Raw genomic sequence first — 20,848 nt, 5'->3', positions numbered from 1 at the left:
CTCAGGGACTGCAACGAGGAAACTAGATCTCCGCGCCCACGAATTGGCTGTTGTACAGACGGAAGTACGCGCCGCGGGATTCGAGCAGAGCCTCATGGCTCCCCTGCTCCACGATGCGGCCTTCCTCCATCACCACGATCAGGTTCGCATCACGAATTGTCGAAAGACGGTGCGCGATGACAAAACTGGTGCGGTCACTGCGCAAAACCGCGGTGGCGCTCTGAACCAGTAGTTCGGTGCGTGTGTCCACCGAACTGGTCGCCTCGTCGAGGATCAGGATGGACGGCTGCGAAATGAAGGCGCGGGCGATGGTGATGAGCTGCTTCTCGCCGGCACTGACGTTGCTGCCTTCCTCGTCGATGACCGTGTCGTAACCCTCAGGCAGAGAGTGCACGAACTTGTCGACGTAGCTCATCTCGGCCGCACGACGAATCTCCTCATCGGTGGCACCAGGCTTGCCGTACGCGATGTTCTCGCGGATGGTTCCACCGAACAGCCACGCGTCCTGCAGAACCATGCCGATGCGTGAACGTAGATCGTCTCGCGTCATGTCGGCGATATCGATACCGTCCAAAGTGATTCGGCCGGAATTGAGTTCGTAGAACCGCAGGATGAGGTTGACGAGGGTGGTCTTGCCTGCCCCTGTGGGGCCGACGATCGCAACCATCTGGCCGGGCTCGGCGGTCAGGGACAAGTCCTCGATCAGCGGCTGTTCCGGCTTGTAACTGAAGGTGACGTTCTCGAACTTGACGCGGCCCTTGTCAACCGTGGGCGACTTCGCGCCCTTCGGGTCCTCCGACTGCTCGTCTTGGTCGAGCAGCGCAAAAACACGCTCGGCCGAAGCGACACCGGACTGCAGCAGATTTGTCATCGACGCGATCTGCGTGAGCGGCTGGGTGAACTGACGCGAGTACTGGATGAACGCCTGCACGTCGCCGAGCGTCATCGTTCCGGATGCGACGCGCATACCACCCACCACTGCGATGGCAACGTAATTGAGGTTGCCGAGGAACATCACGGCCGGCATGACCAGACCGGAGATGAACTGCGCCTTGAAGCTCGACTCGTACAGATCCTCGTTCTGCTTGCGGAAGCGCTCCTCGACCTCGTGCTGGCGGCCGAACACCTTGACCAACTCGTGGCCACTGAAGGCTTCCTCGACCTGTGCATTGATTCCGCCAGTGCTCTTCCACTGCGCGACGAAGTGCTTCTGCGAACGCTTCGCGATGAACGCCGTGACCATGATCGACAGCGGAACAGTTGCCACCGCAATCAGGGCGAGTAGCGGCGAGATCCACAGCATCATCACCAGAATGCCCAGGACGGTCATCACCGACATGACCAACTGGCTGAGCGTCTGCTGCAAGCTCTGCGCGACATTGTCGATGTCATTGGTCACGCGCGAGAGTACGTCACCGCGGGCATGGGTATCGAAGTACCGCAAGGGAAGTCGATGAATCTTCTGCTCGACGTCCTCACGCAGACGGCGAACGGTCCGTTGCACCACGATGTTGAGCAGATACGCCTGCAGCCAACTGAACAGCGACGCGCAGACGAACAGCAGCAGCACGATCATCAAAACCTTGCCGACGGCGTCGAAATCGATTCCGGTTCCGGGCACTACGGCCATGCCGGACACCATGTCGGCGAGCTGACCCTGCCCCGAAGCACGCAATCCTTCGACAGCCTGTTCCTTTGTCGTCCCCGGCTGGAGTTGCTTGCTGACGATGCCGTCGAAGATCAGATTGGTGGCGTTTCCCAGGATCTTCGGCGCGATCGAGGAAAGTACGACGCTTGCCGTCACCAAAGCGAAGATCAGGATGACGATCGGCTTGTCCGGGCTCAAGCGACCGAGGAGACGCTTGAGCGAAGGGCCGAAGTTCATGGCCTTCTTGGTGGGATCGGCGCCGCCGGGCGGGCCGATGGGAGGCGAGGAAGTCGGTCGATTGCTCATGATGCGTCCTGTACGGCTAGCTGAGAGGCGACAATTTCGCCGTAGGTGGGACAACTGACCACGAGTTCGTCGTGCGTGCCGATCCCCACGATGGCGCCGTCGTCGAGCACGATGATCTGATCGGCCTCGACGATAGTGGAGATACGCTGCGCGACAACGACTATGCAGGCGTCTTGCGTGACCGGCCGGAGCGCCGCCCGCAGCCTTGCGTCCGTAGTGAGGTCGAGTGCCGAGAAGGAATCGTCGAACAGATAGATCTGCGGCTTACGCACCAACGCTCTGGCGATGGCGAGTCTCTGACGCTGACCGCCCGATACCGTCGTACCGCCTTGTGCCACCGGTGTGTCCAGGCCTTCTGGCATGGCGCGGACGAAGTCGGCAGCTTGGGCGATCTCGAGGCACTCCCACAGCCATTCGTCGGTAGCTTCGGGGTTTCCGTAGCGGAGATTGGTGGCGACAGTGCCGGAGAACAGATACGGCTTCTGCGGGACCAGACCGATCACCGAGCAGAGCAGCTCCGTGTCGATGTCGCGGACGTCGACGCCGCCCACCGATACCGATCCGGAGGTGGAGTCGATCAAACGTGGAATCAGGTTGAGCAGAGTGGTCTTTCCCGATCCGGTGCCGCCGATGATCGCCGTCGTCTTGCCTGGTTCGGCGCGGAAGGTGATGTCGCGCAACACTGGCTCCTCGGCTCCGGGGAACTGGAACTGAGCTCCACGAAGTTCGACGACGCCCGGGTCCTTCAACTCCAGGACCGGATTCTCGGGCGGAATCACCGAGGAATCGGTGTCGAGTACCTCGGAGATACGTTCGGCGCACACCGACGCACGCGGCAGCATCACCGCCATGAAGGTGGCCATCATGACGGCCATCAGGATCTGCATGATGTAGCTGAGCATCGCGGTGAGCGAGCCGATCTGCATCGAGCCCTCGTTGATCTGATGGCCACCGAACCAGATGACCGCGACGCTGGTGACATTGCTGATCAGCATCACGAGCGGGAACATCAGTGCCATGAGGCGGCCGACGCCGAGTGCAGTCTCCGTCAGTTCGCGGTTGGCGTCGCCGAAACGCTCTACCTCGTACGGTTCCCGTACAAACGCTCGGACGACGCGGATGCCCGTGATCTGTTCGCGAAGAACACGGTTGACGGCGTCGAGGCGGCCCTGCATGACCCGGAATCCGGGGACCATCCGGGCAATCAGGAAACCCATCGAGACTACGAGGAGCGGGACGCTGATCCCGAGGATCCAGGAAAGATTCAGGTCCTGTCGTAGAGCCATGATGATGCCGCCGATACACATGATCGGAGCCATGACGAGGATGGTGCAACTCATCACGACCATCATCTGTACTTGCTGGACGTCGTTGGTATTGCGGGTGATCAGCGAAGGCGCACCGAAGTGCCCGACCTCCCTGGCCGAGAACGTCCCGACCTGATGCAGCACCGACGCTCGGAGATCGCGTCCGACGCCCATGGCGACTCGCGCTCCGAAGAAGACGGCACCCACCGAGCACAGGATCTGCGTCAGCGTGACCATCAGCATCATCCCGCCGGTGGAGAGGATGTAGCCGGTGTCGCCTTTGGTCACGCCGTTGTCGATGATGTCGGCGTTGAGACTCGGAAGGTAAAGGGCCGCCATAGTCGAAATAAACTGCAGGACGACAACGCCCGTGAGTTCACCCCGGTACGGCGTCAGATAAGTGCGCAGCAGCCTGATCAGCATAGTGAGCGAAGGTTACCAATCCTGGCCGACATGTGCCGCTGGATATTTCGATACACAAAAACAGCTGTGCGCCTTTATTAACCGCGGGGGGTTAATAAAGGCGCACAGCAGAGATCAAGCAGATGCGGACTGCAGTTCCGCTTCCTTCTCGTCACGGAGGGCCTTGCTGAGCTTCTCACCCTCGATGTCGACGTTCGGCAGAATCTTGTCCAGCCACTTCGGCAACCACCACGCCTTGTCGCCGAGCAGTGCCATGACGGACGGGATGATGACCATGCGCACGATGAAGGCGTCGAAGAACACCGCCGCGGCGAGCGCGAATCCGATCGACTTGATGAACGAGTTCGGTTCTGCGATGAAGGCACCGAACACGGAGATCATGATGACCGCGGCCGCACTGACCACGCGGGCACCGTGGTTGAAGCCGATTGTCACGGCCTCCTTCGCGCTCGCACCGTGGACGTACTCCTCACGCATACGCGTCACGAGGAACACCTGGTAGTCCATCGCCAACCCGAACACCACGCCGATCAGGAAGATCGGCATGAAACTCACGAGCGGTTGCGGGTTCGAGATGATGCCCAACCAACCGTGCTGGAAGATCGCCACCGTCGCACCGAATGTCGCGAGCACGCTGAGCAGGAAGCCGAGCGTCGCGGTCAGCGGAACCAGGATCGAGCGGAACACCAAGAGCAACAAGATGAATGCAAGGCCGACCACTACGGCAAGGTAGGGCACCAATGCATCCTTCAGCGTGTCCGAGACGTCGCCTTCGAGTGCGGTCTGACCGGTGATGCCGTAGCTGACGCCGATCGAATCGTTGAGTCCCGCTTCTGCTCCGCGGAGGCTGCCCACCAGATCCATCGTGGCCGGATCGGTCGGTCCGCTCTTCGGAGTGATCAGTACCTGCGCGGTGTTGCCGGCCTCGTTGACTCCGACGACCTGTGCGTTCTGGACGTCACCGAAGCTCGAGATGGTCGAGACGACCTCCGCAAAGGCCTCCCCGGCGGGGACGCTGGCATCCTTGGCGTCGACAACGGCGATCAGCGGTCCGTTGCGGCCGTCACCGAAGCCCTCGTCGATCAGGTCGTACGCCTGACGCGCACTGGTCGCCGGGTCACCGGTGGCCTCCGACGGCAATGCCAGGCTCAATCCCGTTGCGGGCAGAGCCAATGCGCCCAGAAGGACTACTCCACCGATCAGCGGCACGAGCGGACGACGAACGACGGCGGTGATGAAGCGCAGAGCCAGCTTCGGCTTGCCTGAATCATCGTTTTCGGACTCCTCCGCACGCTTGCTGAGGAAGGGAATCTTGCCGGCAAAAGCCTTGCGCCCGAACATACCCAGGATCGCGGGCAGCAAGGTCAATGCGATCAGGACCGCGATCAGCACCGTGAAGGCCGCTGCCGCACCCATGTCCGAGAGGAACGGGATACCGACGACACGCAAGGCAACGAGCGCGATGATGACTGTCAAACCGGCGAATACCACTGCGGAACCGGCGGTTCCGACGGCGCGACCTGCTGCTTCGGCACGGTTGTCGGTGAGGGTGAGCTCATGCCTGAACCTGGACATGATGAACAGCGAGTAGTCGATCGCCACGGCCAGACCGATCATGATCGCCAGCGTCGGAGTCATCGAACTGAGATCCATGAATCCGGTGGCAACCGTGATTCCAAGGCTGCCGATAGCGATACCGATGATCGCGGTGAGGAGCGGAAGCCCCGCGGCCACAAGCGAACCGAACGTGATGGCCAGAACGACAGCGGCAACGGCGATACCGATCAGCTCGGTGACACCACCGGGCATCTCCGCTTCCTGAGCAGCAGAACCACTGACCTGGACATTGAGTCCCTCGGCCCGACCGACATCGGCTGCGGAGTTGATCGAATCACGCAACGCCTGATCGAGATCGGCGAAGTCACCGCTGAACGGAACCTCGACGTACCCGACCGTGCCGTCGGCACTGAGCGGCGACAACGCGCGCGCGTCGTCCACGGCCTGCGTCTCGGAAGTTCCAGCCGCAGCAGCCTTTTCCTTGAACATCGCAACCATGGAGTCGTTGCCGGTAACCGGATTGACCAACGCCTTCGCGGCCTGTTCCGGAGTGGCAGTCGCCGGGTCCACCTTGGCGGAGTCGGCGACCTTGTCGATGCCACGAATACTCGCGAGCATGTCGTCCATGGCCTTGACGTTCGCCGGATCGGCCAGCGTCGTGCCCGCCGGAGCTTGCACTACGTATCGCGCGCTCAGCGAATCCATCGGGTTGGGCGCGTCGGGAAAACGCTCCGCCATCAGGTCTTGCGCCTGCTGTGCCGGGGTTCCCGGAATGGAGAACGAATCCTTGGTGGGGCCGGACAGAGTGGCTGCCCCGACGCCCATCAGGACCAGGATTATCAGCCAAACGCTGAGGACCGCGCCTTTTCGCCGGTAGGCGAACTTGCCGATCCGATAAAGATAGGTGGCCACGACGGGCTCCTTGCTGTTTCGGTGCGTGTACGTGGACAGGTATTACGTGTGGGGCTCAGAGACGGGACATCTCAGGGACGCGACATCTCAGGGGCGGGCGGCGGCGCGGGCAATCCGGCACGAATCTGCCGAAAAGCGTCGTGAACCAACTCTTCCGGACTGGAAGCCTCCGACTTTCCGCCAGTCCAGACGTCGATCACCGATTTAGCGGCTCCGCCCACCGCTCCGAGGAGGAGCGTCGGGTACAGGTCCTTCTCGGCGTCGGTACCGGTGCGTTCCGCCAATGCCTGAACGACTGCACGGTTGATCCGCTGATGCATGTCTGCGGCATCCCGGTAGAGCGCGGGACTCGAATCCGACAGCAGCCAGATACTTGCCTTCTCACTCCCACTCGGACCTGAGTCGTTCACGATTTCGACCACAAGTTCTTCGAGGACGTCGAGAATTGGTTCGTCCGCGGGCCGCGACGCAAGCGCCTCGATCCACAGGTTCACCGATTCCTCGAAACTGGCGAGCACTGCCTCCTCCTTGCTGGAGAAGTAGTTGTGGAACGTCCTCGTCGACACTCCGGCCTCGGAGGCGATCGCGTCAGCGGTGACGCATTCGATCCCCAGCGCACGAGCGAGCCGTGCTGCCGCGCCACTGAGTGCGGCACGGGTTGCTGCCTTCTTGCGGTCGCGAAGGCCTTGTTCGATGATCACTCCAACACGGTACCCAACTTGCAGAGCTCTGCAACTTTGCAGAGGTCTGCAATATTGTGCGATCGAACACACAGCACGGAAACTCGAGGCGTACCTCACACTCACGCACGGCAAATGCCTGAACAGCGCGACAGAGAGAGTTGTGAGCAGCTCCACGGCGTGACGCCCACTGCCAAGTTGACGCGTGAATCAACATGGCCTGACATACTTTGCGGTGAATTAACCGCAATGTGCTCGGCGAAGGAATCTGATGGACCCGCTCCTGCATACCTGGCCGGTTTCGTCCACGGTAATGCTGTGGGGATCGAAGTCCGGACGAGGCTCCGTACTACGTCTCGTCCGTCTCACCATCGGATTCTGCTCACTCAATTTCTCGATCGTGGCGTTCCTGTTTCTCCTCAGCGGAGAGGGCCCGGACGGACCGTTTGCGCGCAGTTGGCTCGTCGGCATTGCGACCGTCAACCTGATCCCCACGATTCTCTGGTTTGTCGGCCGAATCAGAGGTTCACGCATGCTCAAGCTCTACGGTCTGTGGGCGGATCTCGGAACTGCCTCGATTCTCATCACCTTCACCAGCCATAACGCCGCCCTTTTCGGCGCGGCACTCTTTGTGGCCACCGGCGCCTACTTCACCTATTTTCTCGACCGCCGCTGGCTGGCATTCCACCTCGCCTTTGCCACGACGTTTGTCATCGCCCTGACCGTGCTCGGCCTGACGAACGGCGACTACTCGGCAACCAGCGTGATTGCACGCACCGACGTCGTACTGTGTGCCGTGATCTTCATTCCGGCCACCATTCAATTCACCTGGCGGCAATTACTCTCGCGCGCAACGGGATCCAAGGTGGATGTACTCACCGGACTCCTGAACCGGCGAGGGCTGTGGGACATGTCGGAGCGTATCTGGTCGGTCGCGTCGGCAAATCGTGCCGACATTGCTGTTGCCGTCGTCGACATCGACAAGTTCAAGGCTGTGAACGACACCTTCGGTCACGAAGTCGGTGACGCCGTCATCATCCGGACAGGAACGCGCCTGCAGGAGCATGTGAACGGTTTCGGCTACGCCGCGCGCACCGGCGGCGAGGAGTTCACCGTTGTGATGATCGGCACCCCGTACGGACTTCGCAAAAGAATCGCGACACTGCCCAAAGCCGTCGTGAACGCTTCCGACGACCCCTTGGCGACGGTCAGCGTCGGAGCAGCGACGCTACCTTTCATCCCGCATCAGGAAGAGTTCGACTACAACGAGTTCTCCCGAGCAATCGTTGCGGCCGATCATCTGATGTACGACGCAAAATCCGCGGGAGGCAACACTGCGAACACTGCTCCTATGACTGTTCCACGTCGACGGGCACACTGAAACCGGGCTGTATCAGCGCCGATTCCACGCCTCGGGATCTGCCGTCAGTTCGTGAATGAATTCGGGCAACTCCCCACCTGCAACATCGGTGAGTGTGACATTTTCGAGCACAGCACGGAGGTTGACGCGCACTGCAATCCACACCTCCTTGAGGGGCGTCGCCGGCCCCCCGTAGTCGACGTCTTCCGGTCGCTGACCCCGAATCGAAGCAAGCGGTCCCTCGACGGCTCGTATGACGTCGGCAATCGTGATCTCGTCCGCGGACCGAGCGAGCCAGTATCCCCCGTCCGGGCCTCGACGGCTGTTGACCAAGCCGCCGCGCCGCAGGTCCGAGAGCACCGCTTCCAGGAACTTGTGGGGTATGACCTGGGATTTGGCGAGAAACTCGGCCTTGGCCGGGTCAGGACCTACTGCCGCGAGCTCGACCAGAGTCCGCACGGCGTAGTCCACCTTCGCGGTGATATGCACCGGCAATTCCTACCATCGTTCTATGAATAGTCGCAACAAACCTGCGAGTTCTTCGCCGCAAAGGGTTCCATGGCGTTACATTTTGATGCATGATGTAACGATCGAAGCTAGAGAACAGGACAAATCGCGTGTGGGAAACCCTTCTCGAATCATGGAAGTCACTTCTCGAACCGCTCCATGATCCAGTCACGCTCGCAATCCCCGCGTTTGTCATCTTCCTGGCAATCGAATGGTTCGCGGCCCGAGCTCTCGAGGATCATCCCGACGACGCCGACGGACGCGCACGACCCGAGGAAGGCGGCTACCGAAGCGTCGACGCCAGAACCAGCGTTCTGCTCGGACTCGTGTCGATCGCAACGAGCACCTTCTGGAAAGTGCTGGCGCTGATCGGCTATTCCGCAATCTGGGTGTACCTCGCTCCGTGGCACCTCTCGCCGACGGCCTGGTACACCTGGGTGATCCTGCTGCTCGGAATCGACGTCCTCTATTACGCGTATCACCGCATCGCGCACCGAGTTCGGGTCATCTGGGCCACACACCAGGCTCACCATTCGAGTGAGTACTTCAACTTCAGCACCGCACTGCGGCAGAAGTGGAACAACAGCGGTGAGATCATCATGTGGTTGCCGTTGCCGTTCCTCGGGATTCCGCCGTGGATGGTGTTCGTCGGCTTCTCCGTCAGCCTCGTCTACCAGTTCTTCGTCCACACCGAACGTGTCGGAAAACTTTGGCGGCCCATCGAATTCATCTTCAACACGCCGTCGCACCATCGCGTCCACCACGGCTCCGACGCCGAGTACCTCGACCGCAACTACGCCGGAATCCTCATCATCTGGGACCGGATGTTCGGAACATTCGCAGCCGAAACCCACCGGCCCACCTACGGACTCACGACGCCGGTCGGAACGTACAACATCTGGAAGCTCCAAACACGCGAATACGCTGCCATCGCTCGCGACTGGAAAGCGTCGAAGTCGTGGCGCCAGCGCGCAGGCTACGTGTTCGGCCCACCCGGCTGGGCACCGAAAGCCGAGATTACTTCAGCAGAATCCACAGCCCCGTCGCACTGAGCAGGAGCAGGGCGACCGCGAGAGCAGCACCCATACCCAAAGCAGGCGTTGCCTTTTCGGCTGAGAATTGGGCCAACCTCCTGGGTCGCGACCGACGTTCGTAGACCGTCACCGCCACGACAAGCACGGCAGCGAGGGACGGGCCGATCAGTGCTACCGAACCGAACGGCGGCAACCATCTCAAACAGGCGGCAGACAAGCCGAGGATCGACAGACTCGTCCGTACGAACGAGAGCGATGTGCGCTCGGACTGCAAGCCCTTGTCCGGAGGCTTAACACCTTCCGACGGTTCCAGCGCGGTCAATCAGTTCACCACCTCGACCACAAGGACGGTCGCGCAGATCACCAGCACGATGCCGACCACCGGCGCCATGAGCGGTACCGGCAACGGGCGCTCAGCACGCAGTGCTCGCTCGGCGCTGATCCAGTGAACAAAAGAAGTGATGGCGATCAGAGCGCCGCCGACGAGTAACAACGCGGCCAAGCCGGCACGAACCGTCGGGTTGAGAATGTCGCCGCCGAACGCTTCGAGTCCGACGCCCGACGCGACAAAGGCCGTCGCCGTGCGGATCCAGGCCAGATACGTCCGCTCATTGGCGAGAGTGAACCGTGGATCGGGGTCTTCACCCGTTCGGAACGGTTTCCACCGGGGCATCACCTGTTCATTCCGTCCGGGCAGAAATCGCACACTGTCTTCGGAACGGACAACAAGAAAGGAAGGTCATGTCCTTAATCTTCCCTGCCCGCCCCGAAGCAGTGCGAATCGGGTAGACGTAATTCAGCTCGCGGCGAGTGAGACGAGGAAGTCCACCGATCCACTGGCGTCGACGGTGACAAAACCGAGGGACGGGGGTTCAACTCCGAAATCGGTCCAGGTGACCGGAATCGAGCCCGATGCGATCAGCGAATCACCCGAATGCAGCACGGTCATGTCGACCGACACCGGCTTGGACTGACCTTTGAGTGTCAAGGTGCCAGACACCGTGACCGTCGCCGTTGTTCCGTCCGTCGGCACAGCAGCCAAGTCCACCGGCGAGTCGATCGTGAACGTCGCCGTCGGATACGTGCTGGTATCCATCACATTGCCCGTGAACTGGCCGTCGCGCCGATCCGAGTCGGTCTTGATGCTTGCCACCTGCACCGTCACTTCGCCTGAAGTGAGCTTTTCACCCTCGACAACCGCGTTTCCGCTCACCTCGCCCGTGGTTCCGACGACGGTCACACTCGATCCGTTCAGAATCTCGTGCACGGTGTATCCCGCTGCCGTCTGGTTGTCCCCCTGCCCGGCGACGACGGTCCACTGCCCGTCGATCGATCCGGACGCCGCTTCTGCGCCCTGAGTGGATACCACGGCCGCCGGCGCATCGTCTTCAGCGATGAATTTCCCGTACGCCCACGGCCCCACAAGCAGGGCGAGTACGACCACAACTACTGCTCCGCCGATCCACCAGATCTTTTTCATGGGTTCGACGATAGTTGCAGCTTCAACGATTGTCAGGACTTACGACCTGGGAGAACCCTGTGAAAGCGCTCCACGAACACCGAAAGCGGGCACACCCGCAGCCATTAGTAATCATTTGGTAAAGTGGTTTTGCATTCCGGCCCCCAGCCTGGAGTGCCTGGGCCGTGCGCATCGAATCATGCATCGATCCCGATGCGCACGGTCTGCCCGAAACACGAATCACACCGATCGGGGGGGGGCTCGCAATGGCGGACCTGACGCTCCTGACCGACGACGAGTTACGCGAGCGTCGGATCGCCCTCAGTCGATCCCTCACTACCGCAGCAGATTTGATCCCTACCCCGCCACCCTCGTTCTTCGAGAAGCTGAAGCAGGACATCGATGCCGCCGCTGCAGAGTGGATCGCTCGCCGCTCCTGAACTTCGTCAACCTGTGAATGTCCACCGGAGGACGGCCCCTCCCCCATAAGACTTAGTGCGGCTTCCGATCTCCTCCGAAGTCCAGCGCTGTCCTCGTCCGAATGGCGGACTGGCCGGTCGTCCGATGGTCCAGTCGGAGCGTGTCCGTCCTGACGGTCGTCAGCGCTCGCACGCCAGGTTTACCATACAAAAAAGCTCCCCACCTGCGTGAACAGGTGGGGAGCTTTGGCGGTGGCGGAGGGATTTGAACCCTCGGACGGGGGTTACCCGTCACACGCTTTCGAGGCGTGCTCCTTAGGCCGCTCGGACACGCCACCGTTGGTGACTTTACCGGATGGAGTGCCCGTGGCCGAAATCGCCAGGTGGAGCGGTATTACGTGAGCTTGTCCTTGATGCTGGATGCGGCGTCCTTGACCTTCTCGCCGGCATCCTTGACGGCCGATTTCACCTGGTCGCCTTTACCTTCGTTTTCGAGGTCCCGGTCACCGGTAGCGCTGCCAGCAGCTTCCTTGGCCTTGCCCCCGAGGTCTTCGGCCTTGTTCTGAGCCTTGTCTGCGATTCCCATGAGTACTCCTCTGTGAACGCGAACGAATCACCTTCCGGCGATTCGCCGATACCCTGACGGCATCTGATCTCCACCATGCCCGTGATTACCGGTTCCGGCTACCCGAGTGTGCGATCACTCTCGATGGGGAATACCTATTTCAGGCCCGCTGCTCGCGGAAGAAATCTTCCAAAAGCCCAGCGCATTCGTCCTCGAGGACCCCGCCGCGCACCTGCGGCCGATAGGTCAATCTTTTATCTCGAACTACGTCCCATAATGATCCGACGGCTCCGGTTTTCGGCTCCCACGCCCCGAAAACGACCCGAGAAACCCGGGCGAGGACCAGAGCGCCCGCACACATCGTGCAGGGCTCGAGGGTGACGGCCAGCGTCGCACCTTCAAGGCGCCAGCCGTCGCCGTAGATTTTTGCGGCAGCACGCAGCGCCAGGATTTCGGCATGCGCGGTCGGATCGGACGACGCTTCCCGGGCATTGGCGGCCCGAGCAACTTCGACGCCGTCTGCGTCGAACACCACTGCCCCGACCGGGACGTCAGCGTCGGAGGCGGAACGTGCGGCCACGATGGCCGCACGGATCATGCGCTGATCGTCAGCGAGAGTCATCTAGCGCGGGAGCTTGTCGAGCGCTGCGCCGAACTCGGATGCGAACCCGAGTCGCTGCGCGATCATCCCCAACTGCTCGTCCGGATAAAGATCGGTCTCGGCCGCGATGACAGCGAGCACGGGTTCCGGCAGGCCCAGATCGGCCAGCACGGACAGATCGCCCTCTTCCCAGGGTTCGACATCGTCGAGGTCGTCCGGGTCGATGTCGGGGATCTCGATGTGCAAGGCGTCGAGGACGTCAGCTGCGATGTCGTAGTCGATGGCGGCGGTCGCGTCGGAAATCAGCAACTGCGTGCCGGACGGCGCCGGACGCAACACGATGAAGAACTCGTCGTCGACGTCGAGAAGACCGAAGACGGCACCCGAACTTCGCAGCTCACGCAGCTGCGTTTCGGCGGCCGAGAGCGAGGTCAACGCGTCGGGCGTCAGTGCCTTGACCGTCCAACGCCCCTCTTCACGGACCACCGCGACACCGAAGCCTTCAAGCTCCTCCGACTGGTTCGAAGAGGCGCTCTTGTTACCCGCGCGCTGTGCACCCATGGCGCAACGGTAGCCCGCCTGGTGCCAGTGAGTGAAGTCCGAGCATCGATGTGCCAACCTGAACTCGTGTCTGCGATCGATTCCGCCCCACCAGTCTGCGTTCTCGGCCTCGGATTGATCGGCGGTTCGCTACTTCGCGCCGCCGTCCGATCCGGCCGTCAGGCGTGGGGTTACAACCGTTCCAGCGAGTCCGCCGACGCGGCCCGAGCCGACGGTTTCGACGCCGACACCGATCTGGTTTCAGTGCTGCAGAGAGCGAACGAGAGCGGTGCGATCATTGTGATCGCCGTGCCGATGCCTGCCGTCGACGCCACCTTGGAGGCAATCGCCGCGCATGCGCCGAACAATCCGATCACGGACGTCGTCAGTGTCAAGGGCGAAGTGAAGGCCGCGGTCGAACGAGCGGGCTTGAGCGCCAAGTTCGTGGGCGGTCATCCGATGACGGGGACGTCAGCTTCGGGTTGGGCGGTCGGGGATGCCGATCTGTTCGTCGACGCGGTGTGGGTCGTTGCCACCGACGAAGGCGTCGATGCAGACGTGTGGTCGCAGGTCGCCGACCTTGCACTCGACTGCGGCTCGGTGGTCGTGCCGGCCGAATCTCTCGAGCACGATCGAGCAGTCGCGCGTATCTCTCACCTGCCCCACCTACTGGCGGAAACACTCGCGATCACCGGAGCTGCCGGCGGCGAACTGGCTCTTGGGCTGGCCGCCGGGTCATTTCGCGACGGCACCCGCGTAGCCGGGAGCGCTCCTGGCCTGGTGCGGGCGATGTGCGAGGGCAACCGTGACGCCCTGCTGGTCGCGCTGGACGAAGCGCTCGACCTTTTGCAGGGTGCACGCACCGATCTGCTCGACAACGGCTCCACGGCACGATTGGTCGACTCGGGGTTCGCTGCGCGCGGCGCTTACGAGTCGCACGAGCGTTGGGACATCGAAGACGTTCAGGTCGGAGAACCCGACTGGATCGAGCGGATGCGGGACGCCGGTCGACGCGGTGGTGTCATCCGGCGATCCGAAACCTAGAAGTACGAAACCTAGATTCGAGTTGCCAGACCCGGGTAGTCGAGAACAAAGCCTTCGGTATCGACGGCCAGCGTCGAGCTGGACACCGGGGACAGCACACTGATTCCGTCGGTGCCGCTGCTGTAGGTGATGGTCGCACCCTCGACACGCAGGTCCAGAAGGTTGACGTAGACGACCGGGACCTCGGCGTCTTCGATGTCGTTCTGCAAGCCGACGCGGCGGATGGGCAGCGTGTTGAAGAACGGGCTGAGGATCACGTCGACATCGAGTGCGCCATCGAACGCAGAGCGCTGGTGACTGGCGCCGTTCTCGACCATCCAGGTGCCTTCTTCGTCCCGGCTGATCGACATCTGACGCTCACCGGCGGCCAGGGCGGTCCGCACCGACAGCCTGCGGGTGATGCCGGCCTCGTCGGTGACCAGGTCGTATGACGCACTGAATGCCGGGTGCTCACTGCAGGCTCCACCGATGATCCGGCCGGAAGCCTTGATGCGATTTCCGTTCAGCTGCACACGAACAGACTCCATACGAGGAGCGTTGTGGGCCTGCCAGGTCAATACCGCGGGCCAGGACGCGTCACCGGAAGGTTGGATGCTCACCCGACCACGGTAATGGACGAACGGGCGCGGAGCACCGCTGGTTCGGGTTATTGCTTCGATCAGGGACCTTTTAGGGACTTCGATCGGCCCCGAAGATCTCGATGTAAGCCGTTTCACAACGCTTCTTCCGCCAGGAGCACCCCGCAGACCGAATAGTTGGCAAACGGTGTCGGAGTTCTCGAGTACCGTGCTTCTAGGTCGGTTCGTGAGGAAGGGTGCTGTGACGTCGTCGCGGAGCATGGTGGGTTTGTTTGCCGGTATCGGCGGGCTCGAGTTGGGGCTCTCGGAACATGGGTGGAACACCGAACTGCTGTGTGAAATCGATCCGGGCGCCCAGGCAGTTCTCCGTTCGCGTTTCGCCGACGTGCCGTTGCACGGCGACGTCACCAAACTGCGCGCGCTGCCCAGCGACATCGAATTGGTGGCCGCCGGTTTCCCCTGCCAGGACCTCTCTCAAGCCGGCAAAACAGCAGGCATCACCGGCGCACGCTCAGGCCTGGTGGACGAGGTGTTCCGTCTGGTCAAGCGCAAGAAAGGCCCGCGCTGGCTGTTGATCGAGAACGTTCCGTTCATGCTGCAACTCGGCAAGGGCGCTGCCATGCGGCACATCACCGACGCTCTCGAAGACCTCGGATACACCTGGGCATACCGGGTGGTCGACGCCCGCGCCTTCGGACTCCCCCAGCGCCGCCAGCGCGTCATCATGCTTGCCTCGCGCACGGACGATCCTCGCGAAATCCTGTTCGGCCAGGACGCCGGCGAGCGCCTGGGAGGTGATCCCGCGGACTACCCCTGCGGCTTCTACTGGACCGAAGGCACCCGCGGACTCGGATGGGCCGTCAATGCCGTGCCGACACTCAAGGGCGGCTCGTCCGTCGGCATCCCCAGCCAGCCGGCGGTCCGGTTGCCGTCCGGTGAGATCGTCACTCCCGGCCTCGTCGACGCCGAACGCCTGCAGGGTTTCGATCCCGACTGGACGCTTCCGTCCGTCGAGGTTCCCGGCCTACGCCACAGCCACCGATGGAAGCTCGTCGGCAATGCCGTGAGCGTGCGGATGGCGTCGTGGGTCGGTGGCCGGCTGAACGATCCCATCGAATACGACGCCGCCGGCGAAACGCCACTCGAACCGGGCGACGCGTGGCCGAGTGCGGCGTGGGGCCGTAACCGCCAAGCCTTCCGCGTCCACACCTCGACCTGGCCGGTCCAGTACGACTACGAGGATCTGAGTGGCTTCCTCGAGGACACGCGGTTGCTGTCGGCGCGGGCCACAGCCGGCTTCCTCAAGCGCGCACGCATGGGCAATCTTCGGTTCATCCCCGGTTTCATCGAGGACGTCGAAAGCCATCTCGAGCGGATGGGCGGATACCCCGAGGCCGCGGCATGACGGAATCACTGTTCCCCGAACCTGAAACACTATTCCCCGAACCGCTGTTTTCCGAGCCGGAACACGAACCACTCTGGAGCGCACTGCAACTCGCGGGCGACAAGCCCCCGGCCGACGCCGATCGCGGCGAGAAGAAGAACTACGCCCAGCGACTGTCCAATCAACTGGCACAGACGGTGGCCGACGCTCTGCGTCCGCTGTATCCCAACATCACCCCGACAGCGTCCGGCGAAGGCCAGGAGGCAACCGTTGATGTCGCCAAGGGCCGAAAGCGCTTGGACGTCAAGGCACTCGACCCCACTCTCGGCCTGATCCTCTGCGTCTCCATCAAGACGTACAACTTCCAGGACTACAGTCCCCGCAGCGGAAAACTTGGACGGTGGACCAAGAACATCGTCCGCAACGACCACGAATTGCGTGGCGAGGCAATGGTTCTGCATCAGCGTCAGCCGTACAGCGTGTTGGTCGCCGTCATGTTCGAGCCGTACGCCACGTGCGACGACGGCGACCCGACCAAGACCAGCGACACCGGCAAATCCTCTTTTGCACACCACGTCACGACGCTCTCGAAGCGCTCGGGCCGGGGCAAGCGCGCAGTGGTCGGCGTTCCAGGAAAGGCCTGGGTGGATCTCGGCGCCGAGGACACCCGCTACGACCTCTTCGAGAAGGTCTACATCGGACTCTACGAACCCGATGGCGCGGTTCGGTTCTTCGACGTCGACGAGCCGCCGCCGCGCAACGGCCGGCCCACCGAAGCTCAGACGCTCTCGTTCACCGACTTCGTGACCGTCGTGCACGGTGAAGTGGAGCGTCGCAACAGGTTTGCGCCCACCTGGTCCGATCCCGAAGACAGCGACGATTCCGACGGCTGAGGGAACCACGGTGCCTGCGACGGATCCTGCCACCAGCGCTCGGATGAGCGCTCAGCGTCGGCGCGACACCAAACCTGAAATTGCACTTCGACGCGAGCTTCATCGGCGCGGACTCCGGTACTTCGTGGACCGGGCGCCTGTCAAAGGTGTTCGCCGACGCGCTGATCTGGTGTTTCCGCGCCGCAAAGTCGCGGTGTTCGTGGACGGATGCTTCTGGCACAGCTGCCCGCAGCATGCGACGTTTCCCAAGAACAACGCGCAGTGGTGGACGGACAAGTTGGCCGCCAACGTGGTTCGAGACCGCGACACCGATGCACGTCTGGCAGAGCAGGGTTGGACCGTCATCCGCATCTGGGAGCACGAAGATCCGCTGGTAGCAGCCGAACGCGTCCAGAAAGCCCTGCTCGGTCCGTAAGCTCGATTTCGTGAAGGAACGCAACGTTGCGCGGTGGGGTTTGGTGGCTGCGCTGGCTCTGGGCGGAATTGTCTACTCGTCGTGGATTCTCGAATTCTTCCTCGACACCGGCCTCGACCCGGTGACATCGTTCCTCAGCGAACTCGATGCCGAGAACCAGAAATACCGTGACGTCTTCGGCAATGCCGACGTCCTGTCCGCGATCTTGATGTTGATCTCCGGAGCGCTGGGTCTGCTGATCACGCCCAGGCGCAGGCTCTACGTCACGGGCTGGATTGCACTTGCAGTGTTCGGCATCGCCACAATCGCCGACGCGTCGTTCCCTCTCGAATGCTCGGGCGAGGGTTGCCCGTCGAGCGCACCCGACGGTCTACTTCCGCAGCTCCACCATGTTCACGCATTGACGAGCAGCGTGGCGGTGTTCGCGATCTTCACCGCGATGATCGCATTCACCGTGGGAGCGTTCAGGTATCGCGAACACCCTTCTTTGCGGACGACGGGTCTGACCATTTTGATCCTGACTTCCCTTGCGACGGTGTGGATGTTGACGACCAACAGCATCGAAGTCTCCGGCGGCGGTAATCTCGGACTGGGTATCGCTCAACGCGCACAGGTGCTGGGGATGTCGTTGTGGTTGTGCACCCTGGCATTTGCGATGTCGAGGCCGCCATCCACCGGGCTCCCGGCGTCGCCGCGCTGACAGGTTTTCCGGCAAGCGATTCGGGCGATCCTGGAACTACAACTGAAAATGGCTGCCCCGAACTAGCGAAGGTGTGCCCATGTCTCTCGCGTCGTCGTTCTTCGCCCATCCACACCAGGCGTTCACTGCCGGTTTCTACCGCAACGAGTCCTTCGACTTCGAGCTAAGAGTCGTTCTCGGGCAAGCCACCTACGGCGCGGCAGATACCGGCGAAGTGCTCTCGGCCATCGCTCATGTCGGCGAGAAAGACCTCGAGGGCTGGTACGAGGCCTGGTTCGACCTCGGCACACGAGTATTCGGGCAGGCCGATGAGGCAGCCGCGGCCGGGCATTCGCGAAGCGCGTCCAACGCGTACCTGCGGGCGGCGTCGTACTTCGGTGTGGCGATCAACGCCGTAGACGGTCTCAGCGACGATTCGGTTCTGGTCCCCACTTTCAAACGTCACCGACAGGCATGGGACCGCTTCGTCGACACCACCGCCCAGCCCGTCGAACGCGTCCGGATCCCTTACGAGGACACCTACTTGCCCGGGTACTTCTTCCGGCCGCCCGGCGACGTGCGACGGCCGACGTTGATCATGGTGAACGGTAGCGACGGCCCGATCAGCGGACTGTGGGGCAGCGGCGGCGCCGGGGCCCTCGAGCGGGGCTACAACGTGTTGATGTTCGACGGTCCCGGTCAGCAGTCGATGCTCTTCGAGCGCAACATCCCGTTCCGTCACGACTGGGAATCCGTCATCACGCCCGTCGTCGACTATCTCGTGGACCGGCCGGACGTCGATGCGTCGAAGCTGGCGATCTACGGGATCAGTCAGGGCGGTTACTGGGTACCGCAGTCGTTGGCGTTCGAGCATCGGATCGCGGCAGCGATCGCCGATCCGGGGGTCGTGGACGTGGCCGCGTCGTGGCTCGCCCATATCCCCAAGAACATGCAGAAGCTGCTCGACGAGGGGAAGTCGGAGGCCTTCGACCGCGACATGGCGATAGGGCTGGGGATGAAATTCTCGAAGGACAGCGCCCGGATCTGGCGTTTCCGAGCGCGTCCGTACCTCGCCGACGGTTACTACAACACTCTCGCCGAGGTTCGGAAGTACCACCTCGAACACGTCGCCGGCTCGATCTCCACTCCCCTGCTCATCACCGATCCGGAAGGCGAGCAGTTCTGGCCCGGTCAATCCAAGCGGCTTGCCGCCCTATCCGGCGGACCGACGACGGTGGTTCCCTTCACCGCTGCCGAAGGCGCGAACTTCCACTGTCAGCCCATGGCGAGGCGTCTGACGGATCAGCGAATGTTCGACTGGCTCGACGAGCAGTTGGATCTCTGAATCAGGACACTTTCTCTTTTTTCGTCAACAGAGTGGCGAGCATCGGCAGCAGTAGAACGGTGATCGCCCCGGCCGCGACAAGAATCGACGCGTTGTCCGACGACATCTGATGCGCGTCGACGGCAGCGCCAGTGACCGCCACGATCATGGGCAGACCGGTAGCCCCGTACAACGCGACTTGCGCACTTTCGCGCGTGGTGAAGGGCGGCTCGGCCTTCTCGAACTTGGTCACGAAGAACACCGGCACGCCGCGGACGACAACGATCAGAATCAGAAAAGCAATCAGTATGCCGGGACTGGCGGCGACCGCCGAGACGTCGATTGCCATGCCTGACGTGATGAAGAAGATCGGGATGAGGAACCCGAAGGCGATCCCGTCGAGCTTGATCTCGAGGCGCTCGTCGCCCTCTGGCATCAGTCGCCGCAGGATGAAGCCGGCGGCAAACGCACCGAGAATGACGTCGAGTGAGAACACGGCCGACAGCACTCCGAGGCTGACCAACAACAGAACGGTGAGGCGGACCGTCGTCTGCGCCGTGGTGTCCGCTCCTGCCCGCACCAGCCGATGTGTCCACGAGCCTTCGTGAATCAGCTTGCCGGGCAGCACCGCCACGACGATGGCGATCAAGGCGAAGACGGCAAGAACGATGAGCGACAGGACGGCACCACGGGCACTCAGCAGCACCGCCATCGCGACGACCGGCCCGAGTTCGCCGACGGCCCCGTGATTGAGGACCGTCTTGCCCAAGCGTGTGTCGAGGAGTTTGTTGTCCTTGAGGATCGGCAACAGCGTGCCCAGTGCGGTCGACGTCATTGCGATGGCAACAGCGGCTTCCGCGGAGATCACGTTCCTCATGCCAAGCAGCGCGACCACCGTGAACGCCAGCGCGAGGCAGAACAGCCACGTGTAGAGCGCTCGACGTCCGCCGCGCCCACTGAGTTCCTGTCGGTCGATCTCGTAACCGGCGAGCAGGAACAGCATGCCGAGGCCGAGTTCGCGCAGGATGCCGATCGCTTCGCTGTCAGCTGCGATGTTGAGGGCGAACGGCCCGACCACTGCGCCCGCGACCAGTAGCAACACCACTTCGGGAACCAGTCGACGCGGGATCAGGCCCGCGACTATCGGCGCGATGGCCGCGATCAGCGCGATCCAGAACAGCGATGAGGCAATTGAAGGCACGGATCATTATCG

At 62.3% G+C, this 20,848-nt stretch carries 22 protein-coding genes and 1 tRNA gene; 9 read left to right on the top strand and 14 right to left on the bottom strand.

Annotated elements, in window-relative coordinates:
• Positions 1–22: 22 nt before the first annotated feature.
• From AC3WQS_RS15315 to AC3WQS_RS15300, 4 genes are all read right to left on the bottom strand, one after another.
• The gene (locus AC3WQS_RS15315; protein ID WP_021332869.1) at positions 23–1,954 is read right to left on the bottom strand and encodes an ABC transporter ATP-binding protein; all 1,932 of its coding nucleotides are present in this window, start codon (positions 1,952–1,954) and stop codon (positions 23–25) included.
• Positions 1,951–3,684: an ABC transporter ATP-binding protein gene (locus AC3WQS_RS15310; protein WP_021332868.1), complete on the bottom strand. Its 1,734-nt coding sequence runs from the start codon at positions 3,682–3,684 to the stop codon at positions 1,951–1,953. The genes AC3WQS_RS15315 and AC3WQS_RS15310 overlap by 4 nt, the downstream gene beginning before the upstream one ends.
• Before the next feature lie 114 nt (positions 3,685–3,798).
• Positions 3,799–6,153, bottom strand: a complete 2,355-nt coding sequence (locus AC3WQS_RS15305; protein ID WP_019746493.1) for an MMPL family transporter — start codon at positions 6,151–6,153, stop codon at positions 3,799–3,801.
• Between the two features lie 71 nt (positions 6,154–6,224).
• Entirely contained in the window at positions 6,225–6,854 is a 630-nt protein-coding gene (locus AC3WQS_RS15300; protein WP_007731646.1) for a TetR/AcrR family transcriptional regulator, read from the bottom strand.
• 250 nt (positions 6,855–7,104) lie between these two features.
• Here AC3WQS_RS15300 and AC3WQS_RS15295 point away from each other — a divergent pair, with 250 nt between their 5' ends.
• On the top strand, positions 7,105–8,214 hold the full coding sequence (locus AC3WQS_RS15295) for a GGDEF domain-containing protein (RefSeq protein ID WP_113683484.1): 1,110 nt from the start codon (positions 7,105–7,107) through the stop codon (positions 8,212–8,214).
• A gap of 12 nt (positions 8,215–8,226) precedes the next feature.
• Here AC3WQS_RS15295 and AC3WQS_RS15290 read toward each other — a convergent pair whose 3' ends face one another.
• Positions 8,227–8,682, bottom strand: coding sequence for an RrF2 family transcriptional regulator (locus AC3WQS_RS15290; protein ID WP_003943908.1), 456 nt, complete (start codon positions 8,680–8,682; stop codon positions 8,227–8,229).
• A 128-nt stretch (positions 8,683–8,810) separates the two neighbouring features.
• On the opposite strand from AC3WQS_RS15290, the gene AC3WQS_RS15285 reads away from it, so the two are divergent.
• Positions 8,811–9,752 carry a sterol desaturase family protein gene (locus tag AC3WQS_RS15285; RefSeq protein WP_211918627.1) on the top strand — a complete coding sequence of 314 codons (942 nt, stop codon included), beginning with the start codon at positions 8,811–8,813 and terminating at the stop codon, positions 9,750–9,752.
• On the opposite strand, the gene AC3WQS_RS15280 is transcribed toward AC3WQS_RS15285, so the two are convergent.
• From AC3WQS_RS15280 to AC3WQS_RS15270, 3 genes are all read right to left on the bottom strand, one after another.
• On the bottom strand, positions 9,718–10,056 hold the full coding sequence (locus tag AC3WQS_RS15280) for a DUF202 domain-containing protein (protein ID WP_019746489.1): 339 nt from the start codon (positions 10,054–10,056) through the stop codon (positions 9,718–9,720). The two genes, AC3WQS_RS15285 and AC3WQS_RS15280, sit on opposite strands and share 35 nt — an antisense overlap.
• Complete coding sequence (locus AC3WQS_RS15275; protein WP_029254268.1) at positions 10,057–10,407, bottom strand: YidH family protein; 351 nt, start codon at positions 10,405–10,407, stop codon at positions 10,057–10,059.
• Positions 10,408–10,530: 123 nt separating this feature from the next.
• Entirely contained in the window at positions 10,531–11,214 is a 684-nt protein-coding gene (locus AC3WQS_RS15270) for a YceI family protein (RefSeq protein WP_019746487.1), read from the bottom strand.
• A 164-nt stretch (positions 11,215–11,378) separates the two neighbouring features.
• Between AC3WQS_RS15270 and AC3WQS_RS15265 the strand changes: the two genes are divergently transcribed.
• Positions 11,379–11,633: a hypothetical protein gene (locus AC3WQS_RS15265; protein ID WP_492713210.1), complete on the top strand. Its 255-nt coding sequence runs from the start codon at positions 11,379–11,381 to the stop codon at positions 11,631–11,633.
• A gap of 226 nt (positions 11,634–11,859) precedes the next feature.
• On the opposite strand, the gene AC3WQS_RS15260 is transcribed toward AC3WQS_RS15265, so the two are convergent.
• The 4 genes from AC3WQS_RS15260 to AC3WQS_RS15245 all read right to left on the bottom strand — a co-directional run bounded on the left by AC3WQS_RS15260 (position 11,860) and on the right by AC3WQS_RS15245 (position 13,339).
• A tRNA-Ser gene (locus AC3WQS_RS15260) sits at positions 11,860–11,950 on the bottom strand.
• A 56-nt stretch (positions 11,951–12,006) separates the two neighbouring features.
• Positions 12,007–12,198, bottom strand: coding sequence for a CsbD family protein (locus AC3WQS_RS15255; protein WP_003943869.1), 192 nt, complete (start codon positions 12,196–12,198; stop codon positions 12,007–12,009).
• Between the two features lie 139 nt (positions 12,199–12,337).
• Positions 12,338–12,799, bottom strand: coding sequence for a nucleoside deaminase (locus tag AC3WQS_RS15250; protein WP_084324992.1), 462 nt, complete (start codon positions 12,797–12,799; stop codon positions 12,338–12,340).
• On the bottom strand, positions 12,800–13,339 hold the full coding sequence (locus tag AC3WQS_RS15245; protein ID WP_003943823.1) for a tRNA adenosine deaminase-associated protein: 540 nt from the start codon (positions 13,337–13,339) through the stop codon (positions 12,800–12,802).
• Between the two features lie 48 nt (positions 13,340–13,387).
• On the opposite strand from AC3WQS_RS15245, the gene AC3WQS_RS15240 reads away from it, so the two are divergent.
• Complete coding sequence (locus tag AC3WQS_RS15240; RefSeq protein WP_020905861.1) at positions 13,388–14,362, top strand: prephenate dehydrogenase; 975 nt, start codon at positions 13,388–13,390, stop codon at positions 14,360–14,362.
• An 11-nt stretch (positions 14,363–14,373) separates the two neighbouring features.
• On the opposite strand, the gene AC3WQS_RS15235 is transcribed toward AC3WQS_RS15240, so the two are convergent.
• The gene (locus tag AC3WQS_RS15235) at positions 14,374–14,961 is read right to left on the bottom strand and encodes a putative glycolipid-binding domain-containing protein (RefSeq protein WP_019746484.1); all 588 of its coding nucleotides are present in this window, start codon (positions 14,959–14,961) and stop codon (positions 14,374–14,376) included.
• Positions 14,962–15,199: 238 nt separating this feature from the next.
• On the opposite strand from AC3WQS_RS15235, the gene AC3WQS_RS15230 reads away from it, so the two are divergent.
• The 5 genes from AC3WQS_RS15230 to AC3WQS_RS15210 all read left to right on the top strand — a co-directional run bounded on the left by AC3WQS_RS15230 (position 15,200) and on the right by AC3WQS_RS15210 (position 19,656).
• Entirely contained in the window at positions 15,200–16,345 is a 1,146-nt protein-coding gene (locus AC3WQS_RS15230) for a DNA cytosine methyltransferase (RefSeq protein WP_174531793.1), read from the top strand.
• Entirely contained in the window at positions 16,342–17,217 is an 876-nt protein-coding gene (locus AC3WQS_RS15225) for a hypothetical protein (protein WP_019746482.1), read from the top strand. The genes AC3WQS_RS15230 and AC3WQS_RS15225 overlap by 4 nt, the downstream gene beginning before the upstream one ends.
• A gap of 10 nt (positions 17,218–17,227) precedes the next feature.
• Positions 17,228–17,632 carry a very short patch repair endonuclease gene (locus tag AC3WQS_RS15220; protein ID WP_019746481.1) on the top strand — a complete coding sequence of 135 codons (405 nt, stop codon included), beginning with the start codon at positions 17,228–17,230 and terminating at the stop codon, positions 17,630–17,632.
• Between the two features lie 10 nt (positions 17,633–17,642).
• Entirely contained in the window at positions 17,643–18,332 is a 690-nt protein-coding gene (locus AC3WQS_RS15215) for a DUF998 domain-containing protein (RefSeq protein WP_007731663.1), read from the top strand.
• A gap of 79 nt (positions 18,333–18,411) precedes the next feature.
• Positions 18,412–19,656 (top strand): alpha/beta hydrolase family protein, encoded by a 1,245-nt coding sequence (locus AC3WQS_RS15210; protein WP_060939669.1) that lies wholly within the window; start codon positions 18,412–18,414, stop codon positions 19,654–19,656.
• A gap of 1 nt (position 19,657) precedes the next feature.
• Here AC3WQS_RS15210 and AC3WQS_RS15205 read toward each other — a convergent pair whose 3' ends face one another.
• Positions 19,658–20,836 carry a cation:proton antiporter gene (locus AC3WQS_RS15205; RefSeq protein WP_021332860.1) on the bottom strand — a complete coding sequence of 393 codons (1,179 nt, stop codon included), beginning with the start codon at positions 20,834–20,836 and terminating at the stop codon, positions 19,658–19,660.
• Between the last annotated feature and the right edge of the window lie 12 nt (positions 20,837–20,848).

Source organism: Rhodococcus sp. FW305-130 (assembly GCF_058788335.1).
This window is presented reverse-complemented; position numbering and strand designations above follow the sequence as displayed.